Genomic DNA, 20,514 nt, shown 5'->3' with positions numbered 1-20,514 from the left:
AGCACTTATTTGCCCAACGAAGCTGTGTCGCCATGAAGTTTATCATCAAGCTCTTCCCTGAAATCACCATCAAAAGTCAGTCGGTGCGCCTGCGCTTTATTAAAATTCTGACCGGTAACATCCGTAATACCCTGCGCACCCTCGACGAAGAGATCGCCGTGGTGCGCCACTGGGATCACATCGAAGTGCGCGCGAAGAAGGAAGCGCTGCGTGCCACCGTCACGGAAGAGCTGACGCGCATTCCCGGTATCCACCATGTGCTGGCGGTCGAAGACCGCGCCTATACCGACATGCACGATATCTTCGAGCAGACGCTGGCGCTCAACCGCGAGCGGCTGGAAGGCAAGAGCTTCTGCGTGCGCGTGAAGCGTCGCGGCAAGCACAGCTTTAGCTCGCAGGATGTGGAGCGCTACGTCGGCGGCGGTCTCAATCAGCACATTGAAAGCGCGCGCGTGCAGCTGAATCATCCGGATGTGACGGTGAATCTGGAGATTGAAGACGATCGTCTGCTGCTGATTACCGGCCGCTATGAAGGCCTGGGCGGCTTCCCGATCGGCACCCAGGAAGATGTGCTGTCGCTGATTTCCGGCGGCTTTGACTCCGGCGTCTCCAGCTATATGCTGATGCGCCGCGGCTGTCGCGTGCACTACTGCTTCTTTAACCTTGGCGGCGCGGCGCATGAAATCGGCGTGCGTCAGGTGGCGCACTATCTGTGGCAGCGTTTTGGCCGTTCACATCGCGTGCGTTTTGTCGCCATCAATTTTGAGCCGGTGGTGGGCGAGATTCTGGAAAAAGTTGATGACGGCCAGATGGGCGTGGTGCTGAAGCGCATGATGGTACGTGCGGCATCGATGGTGGCTGAGCGTTACGGCGTGCAGGCGCTGGTGACCGGTGAGGCGCTGGGCCAGGTCTCCAGCCAGACGCTGACTAACCTGCGTTTGATTGATAACGCGTCCGACACGCTGATTCTACGCCCGCTGATCTCGCACGATAAAGAGCACATCATCAATATTGCGCGTCAGATCGGCACCGAAGACTTCGCCCGCACCATGCCGGAGTACTGCGGCGTGATTTCGAAAAGCCCCACGGTGAAAGCGGTAAAGGCGAAGATTGAAGCCGAAGAGCAGAACTTCGATTTCGACATTCTGCAGCGCGTGGTGCAGGAAGCCAGCAACGTCGATATCCGTGAAATCGCGGAGCAGACGGAAGAAGAAGTGGTGGAAGTGGAAACCGTGGCGTCATTCAGCGGCAACGATGTGGTGCTGGATATCCGTTCAATTGATGAACAGGACGACAAGCCGCTGGCGCTGACCGGAGTGGAAGTGAAATCGCTGCCGTTCTATAAGCTGAGCACTCAGTTCGGCGATCTCGATCAGAGCAGAACCTGGTTGCTGTACTGCGATCGCGGCGTGATGAGCCGGTTGCAGGCGTTGTATCTGCATGAGCAGGGCTTTAAGAACGTGAAGGTGTACCGTCCGTAACCGCGGCGGGAGTTAAGCCTGGCGCGCCTGATTTCGGGTGCACGGGCAAAACCCGGTGCGCAGGAATGCGCACCCTGTAATCACCGCGACGAATAAAACTGTGCGCTGATCCCGTGAGGTCGCCATTGATGGCGACTTTTTTTATGCGCGCTCTTCAAATTCCTGATAATTATAAATCCCTGCCGCCAGCACCAGCTGTGATGCGACTTCACGCGCTTGCTCTTTATCCACCAGCAGATCAATCAGCTTCAGGGCAAAATCGATCGCCGTGCCCGGCCCCTGGCTGGTCAGCAGATTAACGCGCGGATCCCACACCACGCGGCGCTCCATCCATTTCTCCTCCGGAATGGTGTGCTTCAGGCCGGGAAAACCGGTCATATTGCCCACCGGAAACAGGTCATGCGGCACCAGCACCGTGCCCGGCGCGGCACAGATCGCCGCGACAATTTTGCCTGACAGATGACACTGGCGTACCGTCTCCACCAGCAGCGGGCTGTCGCGGAAGGTTTCAGCGCCTTTGAGGCCGCCCGGCAGGACGATGGCGGCAAAATCGTTATCCGCCACTTCAACCAGCGGTGCGTCAGCCAGCAGGCGTACGCCGCGGGAGCAGACAATCTCGCGCGTGCCGTCGCTCTCCACGCTGGCGGTGGTCACCTTCAGGCCGGCGCGGACCAGCAGGTCAATGGTGGTGACTGCTTCGGTCTCTTCACTGCCATGGGCCAGGCAAACCAGCACTGATGCGTTCGCGCTCATATTGGGACTCCTTGCGTTTAATCAGGTCGTACAGGCGGGTGTTTTCCGGCAGTGCAATCCCCTGCGCGCGGGCGCGGCGCAGCAGGTAGCCGGTAATGTAATCAATTTCAGTCTGACGCTGCGCACGCACATCCTGCAGCATTGAGGAGACGTTGGCGGCGGTGCTGTCGATGACGTCGTAAATAATGTCGCGCAGGTTATCCAGCGCAATGTGCTGGCCCTCGCGCTCCATCACCCAGGCCAGCTCCTCGCACAGCCGTTTAATCTGCTCCGGCCAGGCGCGCAGCGCGCCGTTCTGGCAGTCGTGCTCAACCGTCAGCGTGTTGATCACGCAGTTAACTGCCAGCTTGCGCCAGCTGGCGGACGCGATGTTATCGTGCCACGCCACGTCCGGCAGCGCCTGATGCAGAATATCGGCGATATCGCTCAGCGCCGCGCTTTCGCGGCTGGCAGGCCCGATGTGGGTGATGCCCTGCGCGACATGTTTAATCACCGTGCCGTCGCGCATCGCCGCGTGCGTGGTGATGCCGCGCAGCAGCGGTTGCTGCACTTCTTTGAGCTCTTCGATCGTACCCATGCCGTTGTGCAGCAGCAGGATCGGCGCGTGGCGCGGCAGCACGCTTTGCAGGTTTTTCACCGCAGGTGAAACCTGTGGCGCTTTCAGGGTCACCAGTAGCAGCTGGCTTTCAGCCAGAAACAGCGGATCGTTAGCGATGAAGGTGTGATTGCTGACGTGGCCCTGCGGATCGACCACGTTGACCGAACAGTACGGCTGCGGTACGCGCAGCCAGCCCTGAACGTCATGTCCCTGGCGTGCAAGGGCCGCGAGCCAGATTTGCCCCAGGGCGCCGCAACCCAACACGGTAATTTTCATTATGCCTCCCGCTGGCGGGTGGGTGAATGGGTGTCACACCCTTAATTATAGCTTTCCGCGTCGCGTGTTTTATTAGCGCGACAAGACGCGTATTATGCATGTCACTTTAGTATCAGGAGAAGAAAAGATGCCATCTTTCGATATCGTTTCCGAAGTCGAACTGCCGGAAGTGCGTAATGCGGTGGAGAATGCCAATCGTGAGATCTCAACCCGTTTCGATTTCCGCAACGTGAGCGCCAGCTTTGAGCTCAACGAAAAGAATGAGACCATCAAAGTCACCAGCGAATCGGATTTTCAGGTGAAGCAGCTGGTGGATATTCTGCGTGAAAAGCTGCTGAAGCGCGGCATTGAAGGCGCAGCGATTGAAGTACCGGAAGAGATTGTGCACAGCGGTAAAAGCTGGAGCGTTGAAGCGAAGCTGAAAAAAGGCATCGAAAGCGATGTCGCGAAGAAAATCGTTAAGCTGATCAAAGACAGCAAACTGAAAGTGCAGACGCAGATTCAGGGTGAAGAGCTGCGCGTCACAGGTAAATCCCGCGACGATCTGCAGGGTGCGATGGCGCTGGTGCGCGGTGGCAACCTGGGTCAGCCGTTCCAGTTTAAAAACTTCCGCGATTAATCCCCTCTGTCGCGTGCCGCACGACGATACAGCGTGCTGCGCGCGACCCCCAGCGCCTGCGCCGCTTTACTGATATTGCCGTCATAGCGCTGCAGCGTTTCACTGATCAGCTGTTCATCGTGGCTTTCGCGCAGCGGCGGGGCTGGTGGGCGGCGATAGTCTGCTGGCAAGTGACTTTCCGTCAGCGTTTCGCCCTCATCGGCGAGCGCCAGCAGCACGCGCAGCAGACTGCGTAGCTGGCGCACATTGCCCGGCCACGGCTGCTGCGCCAGCGCCGTCAGCAGCGCCGGAGACAGCTGTACGCCACGCTGCGCGGCCCCCAGTTCCTGCCATAAATCGTGGATAAACCCGGCGACGTTCGGCCAGGCGCGCAGCGGCGGAAGGGTCAGCGCGAACTCCTGCAGACGATAGAGCAAATCTTCACGAAATTCGCCGGCGGCCACGCGCTGGGCCAGATCGCGATGCGTGGCGCAAATCACGGCAAAATTCACCGGCCAGCTGCGACTGGAGCCGAGCGGCGCCACCTCTTTTTCCTGCAGCACGCGCAGCAAACGGGTCTGCAGCGTCAGCGGCATATCACCGATTTCATCCAGAAACAGCAAGCCGCCATCCGCTTCGCGAATTTTGCCGATGTAGCCATTTTTACTGGCGCCGGTAAATGCGCCGGGCTGGTAGCCAAACAATTCGGATTCAATCAGCGCTTCGGGGATGGCGGCACAGTTGATGGCGACAAACTTGCCCGTGCGCCAGCGGCTTTGCTGGTGCAGCGCGCGGCTGACATACTCCTTGCCGCTGCCAGTTTCACCATAAATGCACAGCGAAACGCCGGCATCCAGCAAGCGCAGCATTTTTGCGCCGTCAGCTCCCAGCACGCGCGGCAGATCATGCGTGCGACTGTCCGGCACGCTGACGTGGCTGCGCTGCGGCGCGCGCAGGCGGAACCAGTAGCGCTGCGTGCCAATGTCGACCGCGGCGGGAACGCTGTTGGCCTGCTGCTGCAGTTGCGGAAACAGCTGCTGAAACGTCAGGCTGGCAAAGCGGTCGGCGCTGAGAGCCAGTTCGCGCATCGCCAGCCGGTTGGCTGCGGTCAGCACATTGTCAGAGAATACCAGCAGCAGTTCATCACTGGTGTCGATGCCCTGCGGCTGCGGATGCAGACTGAGCAGCCACTGCTGCGGATGCAGGCTCTGCTTCACCCACAGGTACTCGATCTGCTTTGCCGCTGCTTTCACCCGGTTCAGGGTATGCGGATGCGGAAAGTGTGCCGGACCCGAGATATCCAGCACGCCGGCTATCTGGCCGTTGGGCATCTGCAACGGCATCGCGGCACAGTACAGACCCTGATTGCGCGTCAGGAAATGCTGCTGGCCATCAATTTCACAGCCGTCATCAATCGCCAGCGCGGTGCCAATCGCATTGGTACCGCGTCCGCATTCACTCCACAGATTGCCGGGTGCCAGGGCAAACCGCTGGGCTTTCTCCAGCGCCTGCATATCGCCAAAAGTGTTCAGCACCAGCCCGCTGGCATCGGACAGGATCACCACCGACTGTGTCTCCGCCATCTGCTGCGCCAGCTGGCGGATGACCGGCTGCGCAAACTGCTGCAGCCCGGCGTTGCTGGCCAGCACATCGGCCAGCTCGCCCTGACGCACGCGCGGGAAATCGTCGGCGCTGCGCTCTAATCCATACAGCTGGCTGCGGAACCAGGAGTCGCTTAACAGCGGGTTGGCGTGCACGGCAGACGCGGCTGAATTTCCCTGCATGAGTGACCTCAGAACGGCGTGTAAGTGTTGCAACATTGTAGCGTTCGGGTTTCTGCACTGTTGCGATACGCAACACAGATACAATGTTTGTCGTGGAGGACTGACAGGGTAGCTGGCGGGGAATGAATTTATTTGATTGATAAATAATGCATTTATCGCTTTTGCGCCTGATGAGAAAAAACTGGCACGCGCGCTGCAATACCGACACAGGCAGTTGCGCTGCCTGTTCAGACCCTCTGACCTGATAATAAGGAGTTTGCGATGCGTTATGCACATCCCGGCACGCCCGGCGCGCTGGTCTCTTTCCAGGCGACCTACGGCAACTATATCGCCGGCAACTTCACCGAGCCGCTGAGCGGCCAGTACTTTATGAACACCTCGCCGGTAGACGGCAGCGATATTGCCCGGTTCCCGCGCTCCGACGCGCGCGATATCGATCTGGCGCTGGATGCCGCGCATCAGGCTGCGGATGCGTGGGGCAAAACCAGCGTACAGCAGCGCGCCAACCTGCTGCTGCAGGTGGCCGATCGTATGGAAGCCAGTCTTGAGAAGCTGGCGGTAGCGGAGAGCTGGGATAACGGTAAACCGATTCGCGAGACGCTCAACGCCGATCTGCCGCTGGCGGTCGACCATTTTCGCTATTTTGCCGGCTGCCTGCGCGCGCAGGAGGGCAGCACCGCTGAGATCGACGAAACCACGGTGGCCTATCACTTCCACGAGCCGCTCGGCGTGGTCGGACAGATCATCCCGTGGAACTTCCCGCTGCTCATGGCGGCGTGGAAGCTGGCACCGGCGCTGGCCGCCGGTAACTGCGTGGTGCTGAAACCGGCTGAGCAGACGCCGCTTGGTATTACGCTGCTGATGGAGCTGATTGGCGATCTGTTCCCTCCGGGCGTGCTGAATGTAGTGCAGGGCTTTGGCCGCGAAGCCGGCGAAGCGCTGGCCACCAGCAAGCGCATCGCTAAAATTGCCTTTACCGGATCCACGCCGGTCGGGCGGCATATCATGGCCTGTGCGGCGGAGAACATCATTCCCTGCACCGTCGAGCTGGGCGGCAAATCACCTAACATCTACTTCGCGGATGTGATGTCGGGCGAAGAGGAATTCATCGATAAAGCGGTTGAGGGGCTGGTGCTGGGCTTCTTTAATCAGGGTGAAGTCTGTACCTGTCCTTCGCGCGCGTTGATTCATGAATCGATCTACCAGCCCTTTATGGAGCGGGTGCTGGCCAAGGTTGCCACCATTCGCCGTGGCGATCCGCTTGATACCGACACCATGATCGGGGCTCAGGCTTCGCGCCAGCAATTCGATAAAATCCTGTCCTATATCAACATCGCCCGTGAAGAAGGCGGTCAGATTCTGACAGGGGGCGAGCGTGCGCATATCGCCGCGGAGCTGGATAACGGATTCTATATCCAGCCCACCCTGATCAAGGGCAGCAACCAGATGCGCTGTTTCCAGGAGGAGATTTTTGGGCCAGTGATTGGCGTCACCACATTCCACGATGAGGCAGAGGCGCTCGCGATCGCCAATGAAACCCAGTTTGGTCTGGGCGCGGGCGTGTGGACGCGCGATACCAATCTGGCGTATCGCATGGGTCGCGGCATTAAAGCCGGTCGCGTCTGGACCAACTGCTATCACATCTATCCCGCTCATGCGGCATTCGGTGGCTACAAGCAGTCGGGCGTCGGGCGTGAAACCCACAAAATGGCGCTCAGCGCCTATCAGCAAACCAAAAATCTGCTGGTCAGCTATGGCACAGCGCCACTGGGGCTGTTCTGAGTCCGCATCCGTTCAAATGGAGAGTGAAAGATGAATATGCAAATCAAAACCACCATGAAAGCCGCGATTGTGAAGGCGTTTGGTGAACCGCTGGTGATTGAGCAGGTGCCGGTGCCGTCCGTTGGGCCAGGACAGATTCTGGTGAAAATCGCCGCCACCGGCGTGTGCCACACCGACCTGCACGCCGCCGAAGGCGACTGGCCGATCAAGCCCAATCCGCCGTTCATTCCCGGTCACGAAGGCGTCGGGCAGGTGGTAGCCGTCGGCGAGGGCGTGAAACATCTCAAACTGGGCGATCGCGTCGGTGTACCGTGGCTCTACTCGGCGTGTGGTCACTGCGAGCACTGCCTCGACAGCTGGGAGACGCTGTGTCTGTCGCAGCAGAATGCCGGCTATTCGGTCAACGGCAGCTTTGCCGAGTACTGCCTGGCGGATGCCAACTACGTCGGCATCATTCCGGATAACGTTGAGTTTAATGAAGTGGCACCGATTTTATGTGCTGGCGTAACGGTTTACAAAGGCCTGAAGATGACCGATACCAAACCGGGTGACTGGGTGGTGGTTTCCGGCATCGGCGGGCTGGGGCACATGGCTATTCAGTATGCGGTGGCGATGGGGCTCAACGTGGCGGCGGTCGATATCGACGACGATAAGCTGGCGTTTGCCAAACGGCTCGGTGCCAGTGTGGTTGCCAATGCGAAGCAGGTCGATCCGGCGAAAGTGTTTCAGGAGAGCTTTGGCGGCGCGCACGGCGTGCTGGTGACGGCGGTATCGCCAAAAGCGTTTGAACAGGCGATCGGCACGCTGCGTCGCGGCGGCACCATGGTGCTTAACGGCCTGCCGCCGGGGAAATTCGATCTCTCGATCTTCGACATGGTGCTGGATGGCATCACGGTGCGCGGCTCAATTGTCGGCACGCGTAAAGATCTGCAGGAGGCGCTGGATTTTGCCGGTCGCCATAAGGTGAAAGCGAATGTCGCGGTTGAGCCGCTGACTAACATCAACGATATCTTTGCGCGCATGCACGCCGGCAAAATTGAAGGGCGTATTGTGGTGGATATGTCGCTGTAGTGACGCTGAGCGGACCGCGTGGAGCCAGAGCATCGCGGTCCGCTGAGGCTAAATCATTAACTGCTGGCGAGCAGCGCCTCCAGTTCCACGCGGCTCGTCACTTTGCTGTCAATTTTAATGTAGGCACTTTTCTCTTCCGGCACGATAAACACCGACGCCACGCCGGGCTGCGCGCGCAGCCGCTTCTCCAGATTCGGTACCGCCAGCACTGCATCGCTCAGCACCAGGCGCAGGCTGCTGACGTACGGCGGCTCCTGCATCGACATGGCGACAAACAGCCACGCCGCAGCCACTATTGCGCCGACCAGAAACACCGTTTGCGCATCGAAGTGGCCAAAAATCCAGCCGCCCAGGCTGCCGCCAATCGCGACGCCAATAAACTGGCTGGTGGAATAAATCCCCATGGCCGTGCCTTTGTAGCCCGCCGGCGACTCTTTGCTGATCAGCGACGGCAGAATCGCTTCCATCAGGTTAAAGGCGAGGAAAAACAGCTGCACGCCAATCACCAGCGTCCAGAAGTGGCCCGCGGCGCCCCACAGTACAATTTCCGCGATGATGATCAGCGCCACGCAGCCGACAAACACCCGCTTCATGCGGCGCTTTACCTCGGCATAGATAATAAACGGCACCACGGCGACAAACGCCACCAGCATGGTCACCAGATACACTTTCCAGTGTTCAGCCGCCGGGAAGCCCGCCTGTTCAAACTGGCCCGGCAGCGCGACGAAGCTCGACATCAGCAAAATGTGCAGACAGAGAATGCCGATATTCAGCTTCAGCAATTTGGGATTGGCCAGCACTGCGCGAATGCTGCCTTTGACCATGCCGGATTCGCGGTTCAGCACGTGGCCCGGCGCATTGGGCACTACCAGCAGGGTGATCACGATACCCAGGCTGGCGAGCAGGGCAATCATCCAGAACAGCGCGTGCAGACCCAGCGCGTGCGTGACAATCGGGCCGACCACCATGGCAATCGCAAAGGTGACGCCGAAGCTGATGCCGATAAACGCCATCGCTTTGGTGCGGTTCTGTTCACGGGTCAGGTCTGACAGCAGCGCCATCACCGCCGCGGCAATGGCACCGGAGCCCTGCAGCGCGCGACCAAGGATAATGCCCCAGATGGAGGTGCTGGTGGCGGCAATAAGGCTACCAAGCACAAACAGCAGCAGGCCACCGACAATCAGCGGCTTGCGGCCGATACGGTCGGACAGCAGACCAAAGGGGATCTGAAACACGGCCTGCGCCAGACCATAAATACCAATTGCCAGACCGATCAACGTTTCGCTGGCGCCCTGTAAAGCCATACCGTAAGTGGTCAGTACCGGCAGGACCATAAACATTCCCAGCATGCGCAGGGAAAAAACTGTGCCTAAACCCCATGTTGCCCGAAGCTCAACTGGTGTCATTCTATTATCGTTCATTCCAACCTCTGTAAGTTTATGCCCCTGGGACTTCAGGTTGCAGCGGCACAGGTTGCGCGCCCTTATCTGCGACCCGGCTCACCGGGACATGCAGCGCTTATTTTAGAAAGCAGGGCAGGGCGGGTAAAACAATTGTTTTTAAGCAGTGGTAACAAAAAGAAAGGGCGCGAAATTCGCGCCCTTGTCCGGAGTAACGGTCTGACTTACCAGACGTAAGTCAGCAGGTCCTTAGAGGCCGGGGCCATAAAGTCCACCGACATCATCACGCTCAGCGCAGTGATGGCGACAATGGAGAACACGAACAGTTTACGCGCCCAAACTTTGTCGTTTGAGGTTTTGTAACCTGACAGTGCCATACCCAGCCACCACACGCTGACGGCGGCAGCCACCACCAGATATTTGTAGCCAGCATAACCGCCCAGCGACAGCATCAGCGTGGCAATCATGAACGCCAGGATGTACAGCGTAATATGATTTTTCGCCACGGAGATGCCTTTCACCACCGGCAGAACCGGAATATTGGCGGCCTGATAATCTTTGAAGCGGAAGATGGCAATCGCGTAGGAGTGCGGCATCTGCCACAGGCTAAAGATAGCCAGTAAGATTAACGCGCCAGCATCAAACTGGTTGGTCACCGCGCAGTAGCCAATCACTGGCGGCGCAGCGCCAGAGAGGCTGCCAATCAGCGTGCCATAGACCGAATGACGCTTCATGTAGAGGCTGTAAATGCCGACATAGACGACGAAGCCCATCACCGCCAGCCACATGGCCAGCGGGTTAGCGCCAAAATACAGCAACGCAAAGCCAGCAATACCCAATGCGGTTGCATAAACCAGGCTTACTTTCGCCGAGATCAGGCCTTTGACCAGAACACGGTTCCGCGTTCTCTCCATTTTGATGTCGATGTCGCGGTCAATCACATTGTTGAATACACAACCGGATGCGACCACCAGCGAAACGCCCACCAAAGCGACGAGAAACAGGGGGTAATCAATGCTGCCTTTTGAAGCCAGCAGGAATCCACCGATCACAGAAATTAAATTGCCGAAAATAATTCCTGGTTTTGTTACTTGCAGGTATTGCTTAATCATTACGCGTGACTCTTTAGTGGGCCATCATGTTGTAGTTGAGGTTCCACATAATCCACAGTGAGCCAATCACCACAATCAGGATAATGACTGCGGAGAAGACAATGGCCACCATGTTCCAGCCACCCTCGGATTTGCTGTCCAGATGCAGGAAGTAGACCAGGTGCACCAGCACCTGAACCACTGCACACACCAGAACCACACCCAGAATGGTGCCGTGAGAAGCACTGCCATCCATCACCATCCAGAACGGGATCGCCGTCAGGATGATCGAGAGGATGAAGCCGATCATGTAGGACTTCACGCTACCGTGAGATGCACCATGTTCGTTTACAGAATGACTCATTACATGGCCCCCATCAGATAGACAACGGTGAATACGCAGATCCACACCACATCCAGGAAGTGCCAGAACAGGCTCAGACACATGATACGGGTGCGGTTGGTGGCGCTCAGACCGCGTTTAGCGATCTGGAACATCAGCACGGCCATCCAGATCAGACCAGAGGTCACGTGCAGACCGTGCGTACCGACCAGAGTAAAGAAGCCAGACAGGAAGCCGCTGCGGTCAGGACCGAAACCTTCCTTGATCAGGTGATGGAATTCATAGATTTCCATCCCGATAAATCCGGCACCGAACAGGAAGGTCAACGCCAGCCAGCTGATGACCGAACCTTTGTTCTGGTTGTTCATCGCAATCACTGCCATACCATACGTGATGGAGCTCAGCAGCAGCAGCGCGGTTTCAACCAGCACAAACGGCAGTTCGAAGATATCTTTACCTGCCGGGCCACCGGCAGTGTTGTTAACCATGACCGCATAGGTCGCAAACAGGGTTGCGAAGATAATGCAGTCACTCATCAGGTAGATCCAGAAGCCAAAGACTTTATTGGCTCCCGCATCGTGATGCCCATGCTCCGCATGGGCGTCGTGGTGGTGTTTAACGGTTTCAGTTGACATTATTTCAGACCTGCTTTGCTGATGTCATCAAAGTGCTTCTTCTCGATCTGCTCGATTTCAGCAACCGGTACGTAGTAATCCACGTCTTCATCGAAGCTCTTCACAATCCAGGTCACGATGGTGCCAAGGAAAGTAAGACCTGCCAGCCACCAGATGTGCCAGATCAGGGCAAAACCGAAGACTGTCATGAAGGCAGCGATAACAATGGCCGCGCCGCTGTTTTTCGGCATATGAATTTCTTCATATTTTTCTGGCTGCTTGTACGCTTCGCCTTTCTCTTTCATTTCCCAGAACGCATCACGCTCGTGGATATGTGGGATCACAGCAAAGTTGTAGAACGGCGGAGGTGAAGAGGTTGCCCACTCCAGCGTACGGCCGCCCCACGGGTCACCGGTCAGATCGCGGTTCTGCTCACGGTCACGTACCGATACCCAGAACTGGATAAGCTGGCACAGGATACCGCAGGCGATCAGCGCCGCACCGCCTGCTGCAACCACCAGCAGAGAGTGGAACTGCGGATCGATGTCCTGGCTCAGACGACGGGTCATCCCCATGAAGCCCAGCGCGTACAGCGGCATAAAGGCAACGAAGAAGCCGATGATCCAGAACCAGAAAGCACGTTTGCCCCAGGTTTCGTTCAGGGTGAAGCCGAAGGCTTTCGGGAACCAGTAGGTCACGCCAGCCATACAACCGAACACCACACCACCGATGATAACGTTGTGGAAGTGTGCAATCAGGAACAGGCTGTTGTGCAGCACGAAGTCTGCGCCTGGCACCGCCAGCAGTACGCCGGTCATCCCACCAACGGAGAAGGTGACAAGGAAGCCGATGGTCCACAGCATCGCCGAGTTGAACTCGATACGACCCTGATACATGGTGAACAGCCAGTTAAAGATTTTCACCCCGGTCGGAATCGCGATGATCATCGTCATGATACCGAAGAAGGCGTTAACGTTCGCACCGGCACCCATGGTGAAGAAGTGGTGCAGCCAAACGATGAACGACAGAACGGTAATGGCGATGGTTGCCCACACCAGCGAGGTGTAACCAAACAGACGCTTTTTCGAGAAGGTAGCCGTGACTTCAGAGAAGACACCAAACACCGGCAGAACGAGGATGTACACCTCCGGGTGACCCCAGACCCAGATCAGGTTGACGTACATCATCATGTTACCGCCCATATCATTGGTAAAGAAATGGAAGTCGAGGTAACGATCAAGCGTCAACAGTGCCAGCGTCACGGTCAGAACCGGGAACGCAGCGATAATCAGGACGTTAGTACACAGTGCTGCCCAGGTGAATACCGGCATCTTGAACAGGTCCATGCCCGGTGCACGCATCTTCAGAATGGTCACGAAGAAGTTGATACCGGTCAGCGTGGTACCAATACCGGAGAGCTGGAGACTCCAGATCCAGTAATCGACCCCGACGCCAGGACTGTATTCTGCCCCCGAGAGCGGTGGATAAGCCAGCCAGCCGGTCTGTGCGAATTCGCCCACACCCAGTGACAGGTTAACCAGGATCACACCGATAGCGGTGAACCAGAAGCTCAGGTTGTTCAGGAACGGGAAGGCAACGTCACGGGCACCGATTTGCAGCGGAACCGCGATGTTCATCAGACCCACCACGAAAGGCATCGCCACGAAGAAGATCATGATCACGCCGTGAGCGGTGAAGATCTGGTCGTAGTGGTGCGGTGGCAGTATGCCTGCTTCCCCGGCGGAAGCCATAACCTGTTGGGTACGCATCATTACCGCATCGGCAAAGCCGCGCAGCAGCATGACAAAGGCCATGATGATGTACATGATACCCAGTTTTTTGTGGTCGATGGAGGTTAACCATTCAGACCACAGATACTGCCATTTACCGAAATAGGTAATAGCAGCGATCAGCGCCAGACCACCAATGATGATACCGGCGACCGTAACCATGATAATGGGTTCATGGTAGGGCACTGCATCCAGTGTTAATTTTCCGAACATCGTATTATTCCTCGGCTCCCGCAGCTGCGGCGTGATTCATGTCCATGCCTTCGTGCGACATGTCCATTTTCCCGTGGCTCATCATGAACTTATCAATAACCTGCTTGAACAGTTCCGGATTCGCAGTTGAGAAATATTCCACCGGGTGATTTTCGCTTGGCGCAGCCAGTTTTTCGAAATCATCCATGGTGGTCAGCGTGTTAGGTGCCGCTTTAACTTTGGCAACCCACTGCTGGAATTCCGCATCGTCTTTGGTGGCAATGGCTTTGAACTTCATGCCAGAGAAACCGCGACCGCTGAAGTTAGCAGAGATACCGTCGAACGTACCTGGCTCGTTGGCGATCAGGTGCAGTTTGGTCTGCATACCCGCCATGGCGTAAATCTGGCTGCCGAGCGTAGGAATAAAGAAGGAGTTCATGACGGAGTTCGAAGTGATCTTGAAGTTCACCGGAGTATTTGCCGGGAAGGCAATCTGGTTGACGGTTGCAATACCCTGTTCCGGGTAGATGAACAGCCATTTCCAGTCCAGTGCCACTACGTCGATCTCAACCGGTTTCACGTCAGAGGCCAGCGGTTTGCTCGGCTCCAGCGCGTGGGTTGATTTCCAGGTCAGCACGCCGAGGAAGAGAATGATCAGGATCGGAATGGTCCAGACCACGGCTTCCACTTTGTTAGAGTGTGACCAGTTAGGGCTATACTTCGCGTTGGTATTGGTTGCCCGATATTTCCAGGCGAACACAACAGCCATTAAGACTGCCGGAATAACGACGATCATCATCAAGCCGAAAGCTGTCAGAATCAGTGAACGTTGCTCCAGTGCAATCTGTCCCTTGGGATTTAACAACGCACTATCGCAGCCGCTGAGTAATACAGCGCCTGCAATTAATGACAAAATCCCCAAACTTTTATTGTATTTCCTGAGTCTCATTTAACGACCTCAATGACAAAGGGCTCTATTGTCGTTTAAGTGTGCGCGCATTTTACGGGAAGGTTTATGCAGTGTAAACCAGCTTAAGGATGTGTCAGAAGGCTGTTGACACCTTTTGCTAAGGGTGTCACAGATGTTGCGCGGGGTGACAAATTATTAACTGCGACAAGCAGTTGGCGGCAATATAACAAAAACCAATGACATTAACCGCAGAGAAAACAGGGAAAGCATAAACCGGAGTTTTAATACTCATTTATTTAACAATTCTGCATCATTTTGGCGATGAAATTTCTACAAATTAATTGCTCACCGGATTTAAATATTACGCGGGTTTGTTAATTTAATGTTTCTATTTCGCGTTGAAAAAAATGCTATCGCTTAAAATTCGCCGGGGGCTATTTTTAAGCGATTTATCCCCGTCTGGCAAATAGCGCAGCGTTAATGTGCACGATTTGACGCTGTTTTTCTTAATGCCAGCCAGTCCAGCATCACGCCGAGCAGCACCGCCAGCAGCGCCAGCGCCATCCCTGCCTCAAACAGATGGGTCGGCAGCGTCGCGCTGTGCCAGATATCCGCCGCACGCAGTGCCAGCGTCAGCAGCCAGAGCGCCAGCAGCGTACAGCCCGCCGCGAACAGGCGTACCGTCCAGCGATAACCCTGTGGCCACAGGCTGCGCTTCATGAATTCACCGCTGTGCTGCATTGCCTGTAGCGTGCCGCGACACGCCCACAGCAGCAGCAGGCCCGGTACGGCGGCCACCACGGTAAAGGCATAAAATACCGGCCAGCCCCATAGTTCGACCAGCCAGCCAGCCGCCGGACCGACATACACGCGTCCAACCGCTGACAGCGCTGACAGCAGCGCGAACTGCGTGGCCGAGAACGATTTGTTGCACAACGTCATCAGCAACGCCACAAAGGCGGCGGTGCCCATGCCGCCGCACAGGTTTTCGATAAATACCGCGCTGGCCATGCTCCACAGATGCGGTGGCGTTACCGCCAGCAGCCAGTAAGCGAAATTAGATACTGCCTGCAGCACGCCGAAGATCATCAGCGCGCGGAACAGGCTCAGGCGTTGCATCAGCACGCCGCCGTACAGCGCACCAATAATGGTCGCCAGCAGGCCAAGCGTTTTATTCACCAGACCGACATCACCGGCGCTGAAGCCCACGCCGCGAATCAGAAAGGTGGTGGTGAGCGAAGCGGCGAACGCGTCGCCCAGCTTGTAGAGAATGATTAAGGTGATCAGCAGCCAGGCGTTGTTGCGCTGAAAGAAATCCTTCAGCGGAAACGCGACGGCCTGACGCAGCGAGTGCGGCTCGCGCACCGGCGCCTCAGGTTCACGCGCCAGCAGCGTGGCGATCAGTCCGGGCACCATCAGCAGCGCCATCAGCCAGTAGGTGGCCTGCCAGCCGAGATAGCGATCCGCCAGCCACAACGCCAGGCCGCCGGAAATCAGCATCGCCAGCCGGTAACCGAGCACGGTAATCGCCGCGCCGCTGCCGCGCTCTTCCGGCGGCAGCACATCGGTTTTCCACGCATCAAACACAATATCCTGCGAGGCTGAGCAGAACGCCACCAGCACCGCCAGCGCCGCCAGCAGGGTAAGGTCACGTGATGGCTGCATAAAGCCCATCGCCACAATACCGGCAATCAGCGCTAATTGCGTGACCAGCAACCAGCCGCGCCGCCGGCCAAGAAAGGGCGGGGTATAGCGATCCATCATCGGCGACCACAGGAACTTAAACACGTAAGCCTGACCGACGAGGGAGAAGAAACCAATGGTTTTCAGGTCGACATTCTCTACCGTCATCCACGCCTGGAGCGTACCGGCGGTCAGCGCCAGCGGCAGACCGGAAGCGAAACCGAGCAGCAGCAGGACCGCAGCGTTACGTTGGGTAAAAATACGCAGATAGTGAGATGTCATAGCCAGCCTGAAATGAAGCCCGGTCAGCGGGGACCGGGCAGGTTACTGCGGAAAATTAACGCGCGTTTTGCTTGATGAAGTTATTGACGCTGGTGTCCTGCGCCATATCGGCAATCACGTCGCTCAGGGTCGAGTTAACCGCGTTGGTGATCTTATCGTTAGTGGCGCTGAAGGCACCCTCTACGCTGTAAGTCTGACGGTAGTTTTTCACCTGCTTGTTGCCGTTTTTCGCGGTAGCGATAATAGAAATATCCGCTTTGGTGGTGATGCTGTAACGCACGTTGCCCTGCGTGACATCGGCATACAGACCATTAACCACGATCTGCAGATCCACCGCGCCGTTCGGGCCAATCATGTAGCCGCGCGAGGTCATCTGCTTCTCCAGCACTTCCTGCAGCAGGAAACGCAGGTCACGTGATGGGGTCAGGGTGATCAGCTGGCCGTCGCGGTTCACTTTGGCCAGCGCCTGATCGCTGCGCTGATCGGCACCGTTAACGCTGACGGTAACGCCCATCAGGCTCGGATCCTGCTGTGGCAGCTGGATTTTTGGCTGGATGTTCAGCGTGGTGTTATTGCTGGCGCAGCCGGCCAAAATAAAGGCAGCCAGCAGAGGGAATAACAGTTTTTTCAACATACTCATTCTCGTTAGCATATGGGTTGGTTTGCAAAACTGCGGTCATCATAGCATTGCGGCACGGCGAAAAAAGCCCCGCACCAGGGGAAATTGATTGTAAAGGATTTTTTCGGACATCCGGACGCGGTAACCGATTGACCGGCAGTCTGAGCAGGCTAAGATGCGCAGCGCAGCAGGATTTATTTCCTGCCGGACTGCGGGAAAGGTAAAAAACCTACTAATATTTAAACAGATGGGGCACAGCGCTCGCCGTAGAGGAGTGTTAACAATGATTCGCGAACAAATAGAAGAAAAGCTGCGTAACGCTTTTGAGCCTGCACATCTCGAAGTGCATGACGAAAGCTATCGTCATAACGTGCCTGCCGGTTCTGAAAGTCACTTCAAAGTGGTGATCGTCAGCGACCTTTTCACCGGACAGCGCTTCCTGCAGCGTCACCGCGCCATTTATGGCGAGCTGGCGACCGAGCTGGCAGGCAGCGTCCATGCGCTGGCGCTGCATACCTACACGCGTAAAGAGTGGGATGGGCTGCAGGATACCGTACTCGCCTCACCGAACTGTCGCGGTGCCGGTACGCTGGCCTGAGTTTTCCTCTCCAGCTTCCTGCAAAACGGCCTGCGGGCCGTTTTTTCTTACCTCAATGATGCGCAAACGCGATCTGCGGCGCAAAAAAGCAGCAAAACCGTTAAAAAGTGGTGAGTTTGCAGCCTCGACTCATTCCGGGGATGCCGCTATAATGCGGCGTCTATTTTTCCGGAATGTCTTCGGGACGCTTCTGGTGACAGGGATTAGGTTCTGCCTGCAGAGGCCGTCCCGGTTGTTGGATACGGCGCATTAATTGTGTGGTGTCTGAAGTTGACCGAGCACGTGATTTTTTGAGGTAACAAGATGACAGTTTCAGTAGAAACCACTCAGGGTCTGGGCCGTCGCATTTCGATTACTGTTCCTAAGGACAGCATCGAAAGCGCAGTGAAGAAAGAACTGGTGGAAGTGGCTAAGAAAGTCCGTATCGACGGTTTCCGTAAAGGCAAAGTGCCGGCTACCATCATTAATCAGCGCTACGGTGCCTCTGTTCGTCAGGACGTCCTGAGCGAGCTGATGACGCGTAACTTCGTTGACGCCATCATCAAAGAGAAGATCAACCCAGCTGGCGCACCGAACTACGTGCCGGGTGAGTATAAAGAAGGTGAAGATTTCACCTACGCGGTTGAGTTCGAAGTGTATCCGGAAGTTGAGCTGAAAGGCCTGGATGCAATCGAAGTTGAAAAACCGGTGGTTGAAGTGACCGACGCTGACGTCGACACCATGCTGGAAACCCTGCAGAAGCAGCAGGCGACCTGGAAAGAGACCGATGCCGCTGCGTCAGCAGAAGATCGCGCGACCATCGATTTCACCGGCTCTGTAGACGGCGAAGAGTTCGAAGGCGGCAAAGCGTCTGACTTCGTGCTGGCGATGGGTCAGGGTCGTATGATCCCAGGCTTCGAAGAAGGCATCACTGGCAAGAAAGCCGGCGACACCTTCACCATCGACGTGAAATTCCCGGATGACTACCACGCGGAAAACCTGAAAGGCAAAGACGCGAAGTTCGACATCGTGCTGAAGAAAGTGGAAACCCGCGAACTGCCGGAGCTGACCGCTGAATTCATCAAGCGTTTCGGTGTGGAAGATGGCTCCATCGAAGGTCTGCGCGCTGAAGTGCGTAAGAACATGGAGCGCGAGCTGAAAGGCGCTATCCGTAACCGCGTGAAGACGCAGGCGATTGACGGTCTGGTTAACGCGAACGAAATCGACGTGCCAGTGGCACTGATCGACAGCGAAATCGACGTTCTGCGTCGTCAGGCTGCACAGCGTTTCGGCGGCAACGAGAAGCAGGCGCTGGAACTGCCACGTGAACTGTTCGAAGAGCAGGCAAAACGTCGCGTTGTGGTCGGTCTGCTGCTGGGCGAAGTAATTCGCATCAACGAGCTGAAAGCCGATGAAGATCGCGTTAAAGCGCTGATTGAAGAGATGGCTTCTGCGTACGAAGATCCGCAGGAAGTGATCGAGTTCTACAGCAAAAACAGCGAGCTGATGAACAACATGCGCAACGTTGCGCTGGAAGAGCAGGCGGTTGAAGCGGTACTGGCGAAAGCCAAAGTGACTGATAAAGCCACTAACTTCCAGGAGCTGATGAACCAGACCTCTGCGGCCTGATTTGTGAGTTAACCCTGAGTGCTAAAGCCCGCGACCGCTGTGTCGCGGGCTTTTTCGTTTCTGGCGGAAACCAACCACATTTGTGCGCTATTTGACTAATTAATCGGCAAATTCTTCGCTAAGCTGTTTTTCCGTGTTAGCGAATGGGGAAAAGGTTGTTATGCTTGAAACAACTGGGCTGCATCCCCAGATACAGGGAGAATGCGTGAAAACAGTAAGACTGGCTGATTAACCGTCCTGTTATGTCGGAACGAGACCGCTGCGCATAGTTTTCGCCGCGCGCCTCGCGTAAAATCGGTACAGAATGTTGCCAATGAAATTTATCAGGAGACGGTAATGTCATACAGTGGCGATCGTGAATTTACTGCACCAACCAATGCGCTGGTGCCAATGGTGGTCGAACAAACCTCGCGCGGCGAGCGTTCTTACGACATCTACTCCCGCCTGCTTAAAGAGCGCGTGATCTTCCTGACCGGTCAGGTTGAGGATCACATGGCGAACCTGATTGTGGCGCAGATGCTGTTTCTGGAAGCTGAGAATCCTGAAAAAGACATTTACCTCTACATTAACTCGCCAGGTGGTGTGATTACCGCCGGTATGTCGATTTATGACACAATGAAGTTCATCAAGCCGGACGTGAGCACCATCTGTATGGGCCAGGCCTGTTCGATGGGCGCATTCCTGCTGACGGCGGGGACCAAAGGCAAGCGCTTCTGTCTGCCAAACTCACGCGTGATGATTCACCAGCCGCTGGGCGGCTATCAGGGCCAGGCAACGGACATTGAGATCCACGCGCGTGAAATCCTGAAAGTGAAGCAGCGTATGAATGAGCTGATGGCGGAACATACCGGCAAATCGCTGGAGCAGATTGAACGCGACACCGAGCGCGATCGTTTCCTCTCTGCCAGCGAAGCGGTAGAGTATGGCCTGGTCGACTCCATCCTGACGCATCGCCAATAAGACACATCTGTCTGCCCCTTACGCTATAGTTAACGGGTGCAGACAGGTGAGTTGCATGCATATCGGCCGTTGCTGTGCGGC

The 20,514-nt window shown here is 56.5% G+C and carries 18 protein-coding genes; 7 read left to right on the top strand and 11 right to left on the bottom strand.

What is annotated here, in order from left to right; translation table 11 throughout:
- Positions 1-32: 32 nt before the first annotated feature.
- On the top strand, positions 33-1,481 hold the full coding sequence (thiI, locus tag E7738_RS09520; protein WP_021507170.1) for a tRNA uracil 4-sulfurtransferase ThiI: 1,449 nt from the start codon (positions 33-35) through the stop codon (positions 1,479-1,481).
- A 141-nt stretch (positions 1,482-1,622) separates the two neighbouring features.
- On the opposite strand, the gene yajL is transcribed toward thiI, so the two are convergent.
- Together yajL and panE are read right to left on the bottom strand one after the other, a co-directional pair.
- Positions 1,623-2,234, bottom strand: a complete 612-nt coding sequence (yajL, locus tag E7738_RS09515) for a protein deglycase YajL (protein WP_058781215.1) — start codon at positions 2,232-2,234, stop codon at positions 1,623-1,625.
- Positions 2,188-3,108, bottom strand: a complete 921-nt coding sequence (gene panE / locus E7738_RS09510) for a 2-dehydropantoate 2-reductase (protein ID WP_021507172.1) — start codon at positions 3,106-3,108, stop codon at positions 2,188-2,190. Before panE ends, yajL begins: the two co-directional genes overlap by 47 nt.
- Before the next feature lie 127 nt (positions 3,109-3,235).
- Between panE and E7738_RS09505 the strand changes: the two genes are divergently transcribed.
- Complete coding sequence (locus E7738_RS09505) at positions 3,236-3,727, top strand: YajQ family cyclic di-GMP-binding protein (protein ID WP_021507173.1); 492 nt, start codon at positions 3,236-3,238, stop codon at positions 3,725-3,727.
- Here E7738_RS09505 and E7738_RS09500 read toward each other — a convergent pair.
- The gene (locus E7738_RS09500; protein WP_394516309.1) at positions 3,724-5,490 is read right to left on the bottom strand and encodes a sigma-54-dependent Fis family transcriptional regulator; all 1,767 of its coding nucleotides are present in this window, start codon (positions 5,488-5,490) and stop codon (positions 3,724-3,726) included. The genes E7738_RS09505 and E7738_RS09500 overlap by 4 nt on opposite strands.
- Positions 5,491-5,751: 261 nt before the next feature.
- On the opposite strand from E7738_RS09500, the gene E7738_RS09495 reads away from it, so the two are divergent.
- Together E7738_RS09495 and adhP are read left to right on the top strand one after the other, a co-directional pair.
- Entirely contained in the window at positions 5,752-7,272 is a 1,521-nt protein-coding gene (locus E7738_RS09495; RefSeq protein WP_058757961.1) for an acetaldehyde dehydrogenase ExaC, read from the top strand.
- 30 nt (positions 7,273-7,302) lie between these two features.
- Positions 7,303-8,343 carry an alcohol dehydrogenase AdhP gene (adhP, locus tag E7738_RS09490; RefSeq protein ID WP_058757960.1) on the top strand — a complete coding sequence of 347 codons (1,041 nt, stop codon included), beginning with the start codon at positions 7,303-7,305 and terminating at the stop codon, positions 8,341-8,343.
- Between the two features lie 56 nt (positions 8,344-8,399).
- Here the strand turns inward: adhP and E7738_RS09485 are convergent, their stop codons facing one another.
- The 8 genes from E7738_RS09485 to E7738_RS09450 form a co-directional block, all read right to left on the bottom strand.
- Positions 8,400-9,764 (bottom strand): MFS transporter, encoded by a 1,365-nt coding sequence (locus E7738_RS09485; protein ID WP_031279651.1) that lies wholly within the window; start codon positions 9,762-9,764, stop codon positions 8,400-8,402.
- A gap of 203 nt (positions 9,765-9,967) precedes the next feature.
- Positions 9,968-10,855, bottom strand: coding sequence for a heme o synthase (gene cyoE, locus E7738_RS09480; RefSeq protein WP_021507178.1), 888 nt, complete (start codon positions 10,853-10,855; stop codon positions 9,968-9,970).
- A gap of 13 nt (positions 10,856-10,868) precedes the next feature.
- Entirely contained in the window at positions 10,869-11,198 is a 330-nt protein-coding gene (locus E7738_RS09475; RefSeq protein WP_022549333.1) for a cytochrome o ubiquinol oxidase subunit IV, read from the bottom strand.
- Entirely contained in the window at positions 11,198-11,812 is a 615-nt protein-coding gene (locus E7738_RS09470) for a cytochrome o ubiquinol oxidase subunit III (RefSeq protein ID WP_021507179.1), read from the bottom strand. Before E7738_RS09470 ends, E7738_RS09475 begins: the two co-directional genes overlap by 1 nt.
- The gene (gene cyoB / locus E7738_RS09465) at positions 11,812-13,794 is read right to left on the bottom strand and encodes a cytochrome o ubiquinol oxidase subunit I (protein ID WP_021507180.1); all 1,983 of its coding nucleotides are present in this window, start codon (positions 13,792-13,794) and stop codon (positions 11,812-11,814) included. Before cyoB ends, E7738_RS09470 begins: the two co-directional genes overlap by 1 nt.
- Positions 13,795-13,798: 4 nt before the next feature.
- Positions 13,799-14,722 carry a cytochrome o ubiquinol oxidase subunit II gene (gene cyoA / locus E7738_RS09460; protein ID WP_031279652.1) on the bottom strand — a complete coding sequence of 308 codons (924 nt, stop codon included), beginning with the start codon at positions 14,720-14,722 and terminating at the stop codon, positions 13,799-13,801.
- A 438-nt stretch (positions 14,723-15,160) separates the two neighbouring features.
- Complete coding sequence (ampG, locus tag E7738_RS09455) at positions 15,161-16,648, bottom strand: muropeptide MFS transporter AmpG (protein ID WP_104092650.1); 1,488 nt, start codon at positions 16,646-16,648, stop codon at positions 15,161-15,163.
- Between the two features lie 55 nt (positions 16,649-16,703).
- On the bottom strand, positions 16,704-17,282 hold the full coding sequence (locus E7738_RS09450) for a lipoprotein (RefSeq protein WP_021507183.1): 579 nt from the start codon (positions 17,280-17,282) through the stop codon (positions 16,704-16,706).
- Positions 17,283-17,550: 268 nt separating this feature from the next.
- Here E7738_RS09450 and bolA point away from each other — a divergent pair, with 268 nt between their 5' ends.
- From bolA to clpP, 3 genes are all read left to right on the top strand, one after another.
- Entirely contained in the window at positions 17,551-17,865 is a 315-nt protein-coding gene (gene bolA, locus E7738_RS09445) for a transcriptional regulator BolA (protein WP_058757958.1), read from the top strand.
- Positions 17,866-18,168: 303 nt separating this feature from the next.
- Positions 18,169-19,473 (top strand): trigger factor, encoded by a 1,305-nt coding sequence (gene tig / locus E7738_RS09440; RefSeq protein WP_021507185.1) that lies wholly within the window; start codon positions 18,169-18,171, stop codon positions 19,471-19,473.
- Positions 19,474-19,809: 336 nt separating this feature from the next.
- The gene (gene clpP, locus E7738_RS09435; RefSeq protein WP_010616837.1) at positions 19,810-20,433 is read left to right on the top strand and encodes an ATP-dependent Clp endopeptidase proteolytic subunit ClpP; all 624 of its coding nucleotides are present in this window, start codon (positions 19,810-19,812) and stop codon (positions 20,431-20,433) included.
- Positions 20,434-20,514 lie beyond the last annotated feature (81 nt).

This window comes from Pantoea sp. SGAir0430 (assembly GCF_043549295.1).
Note: the sequence above shows the minus strand (reverse complement) of the source record. Positions and strands in the feature narration are given on the sequence as shown.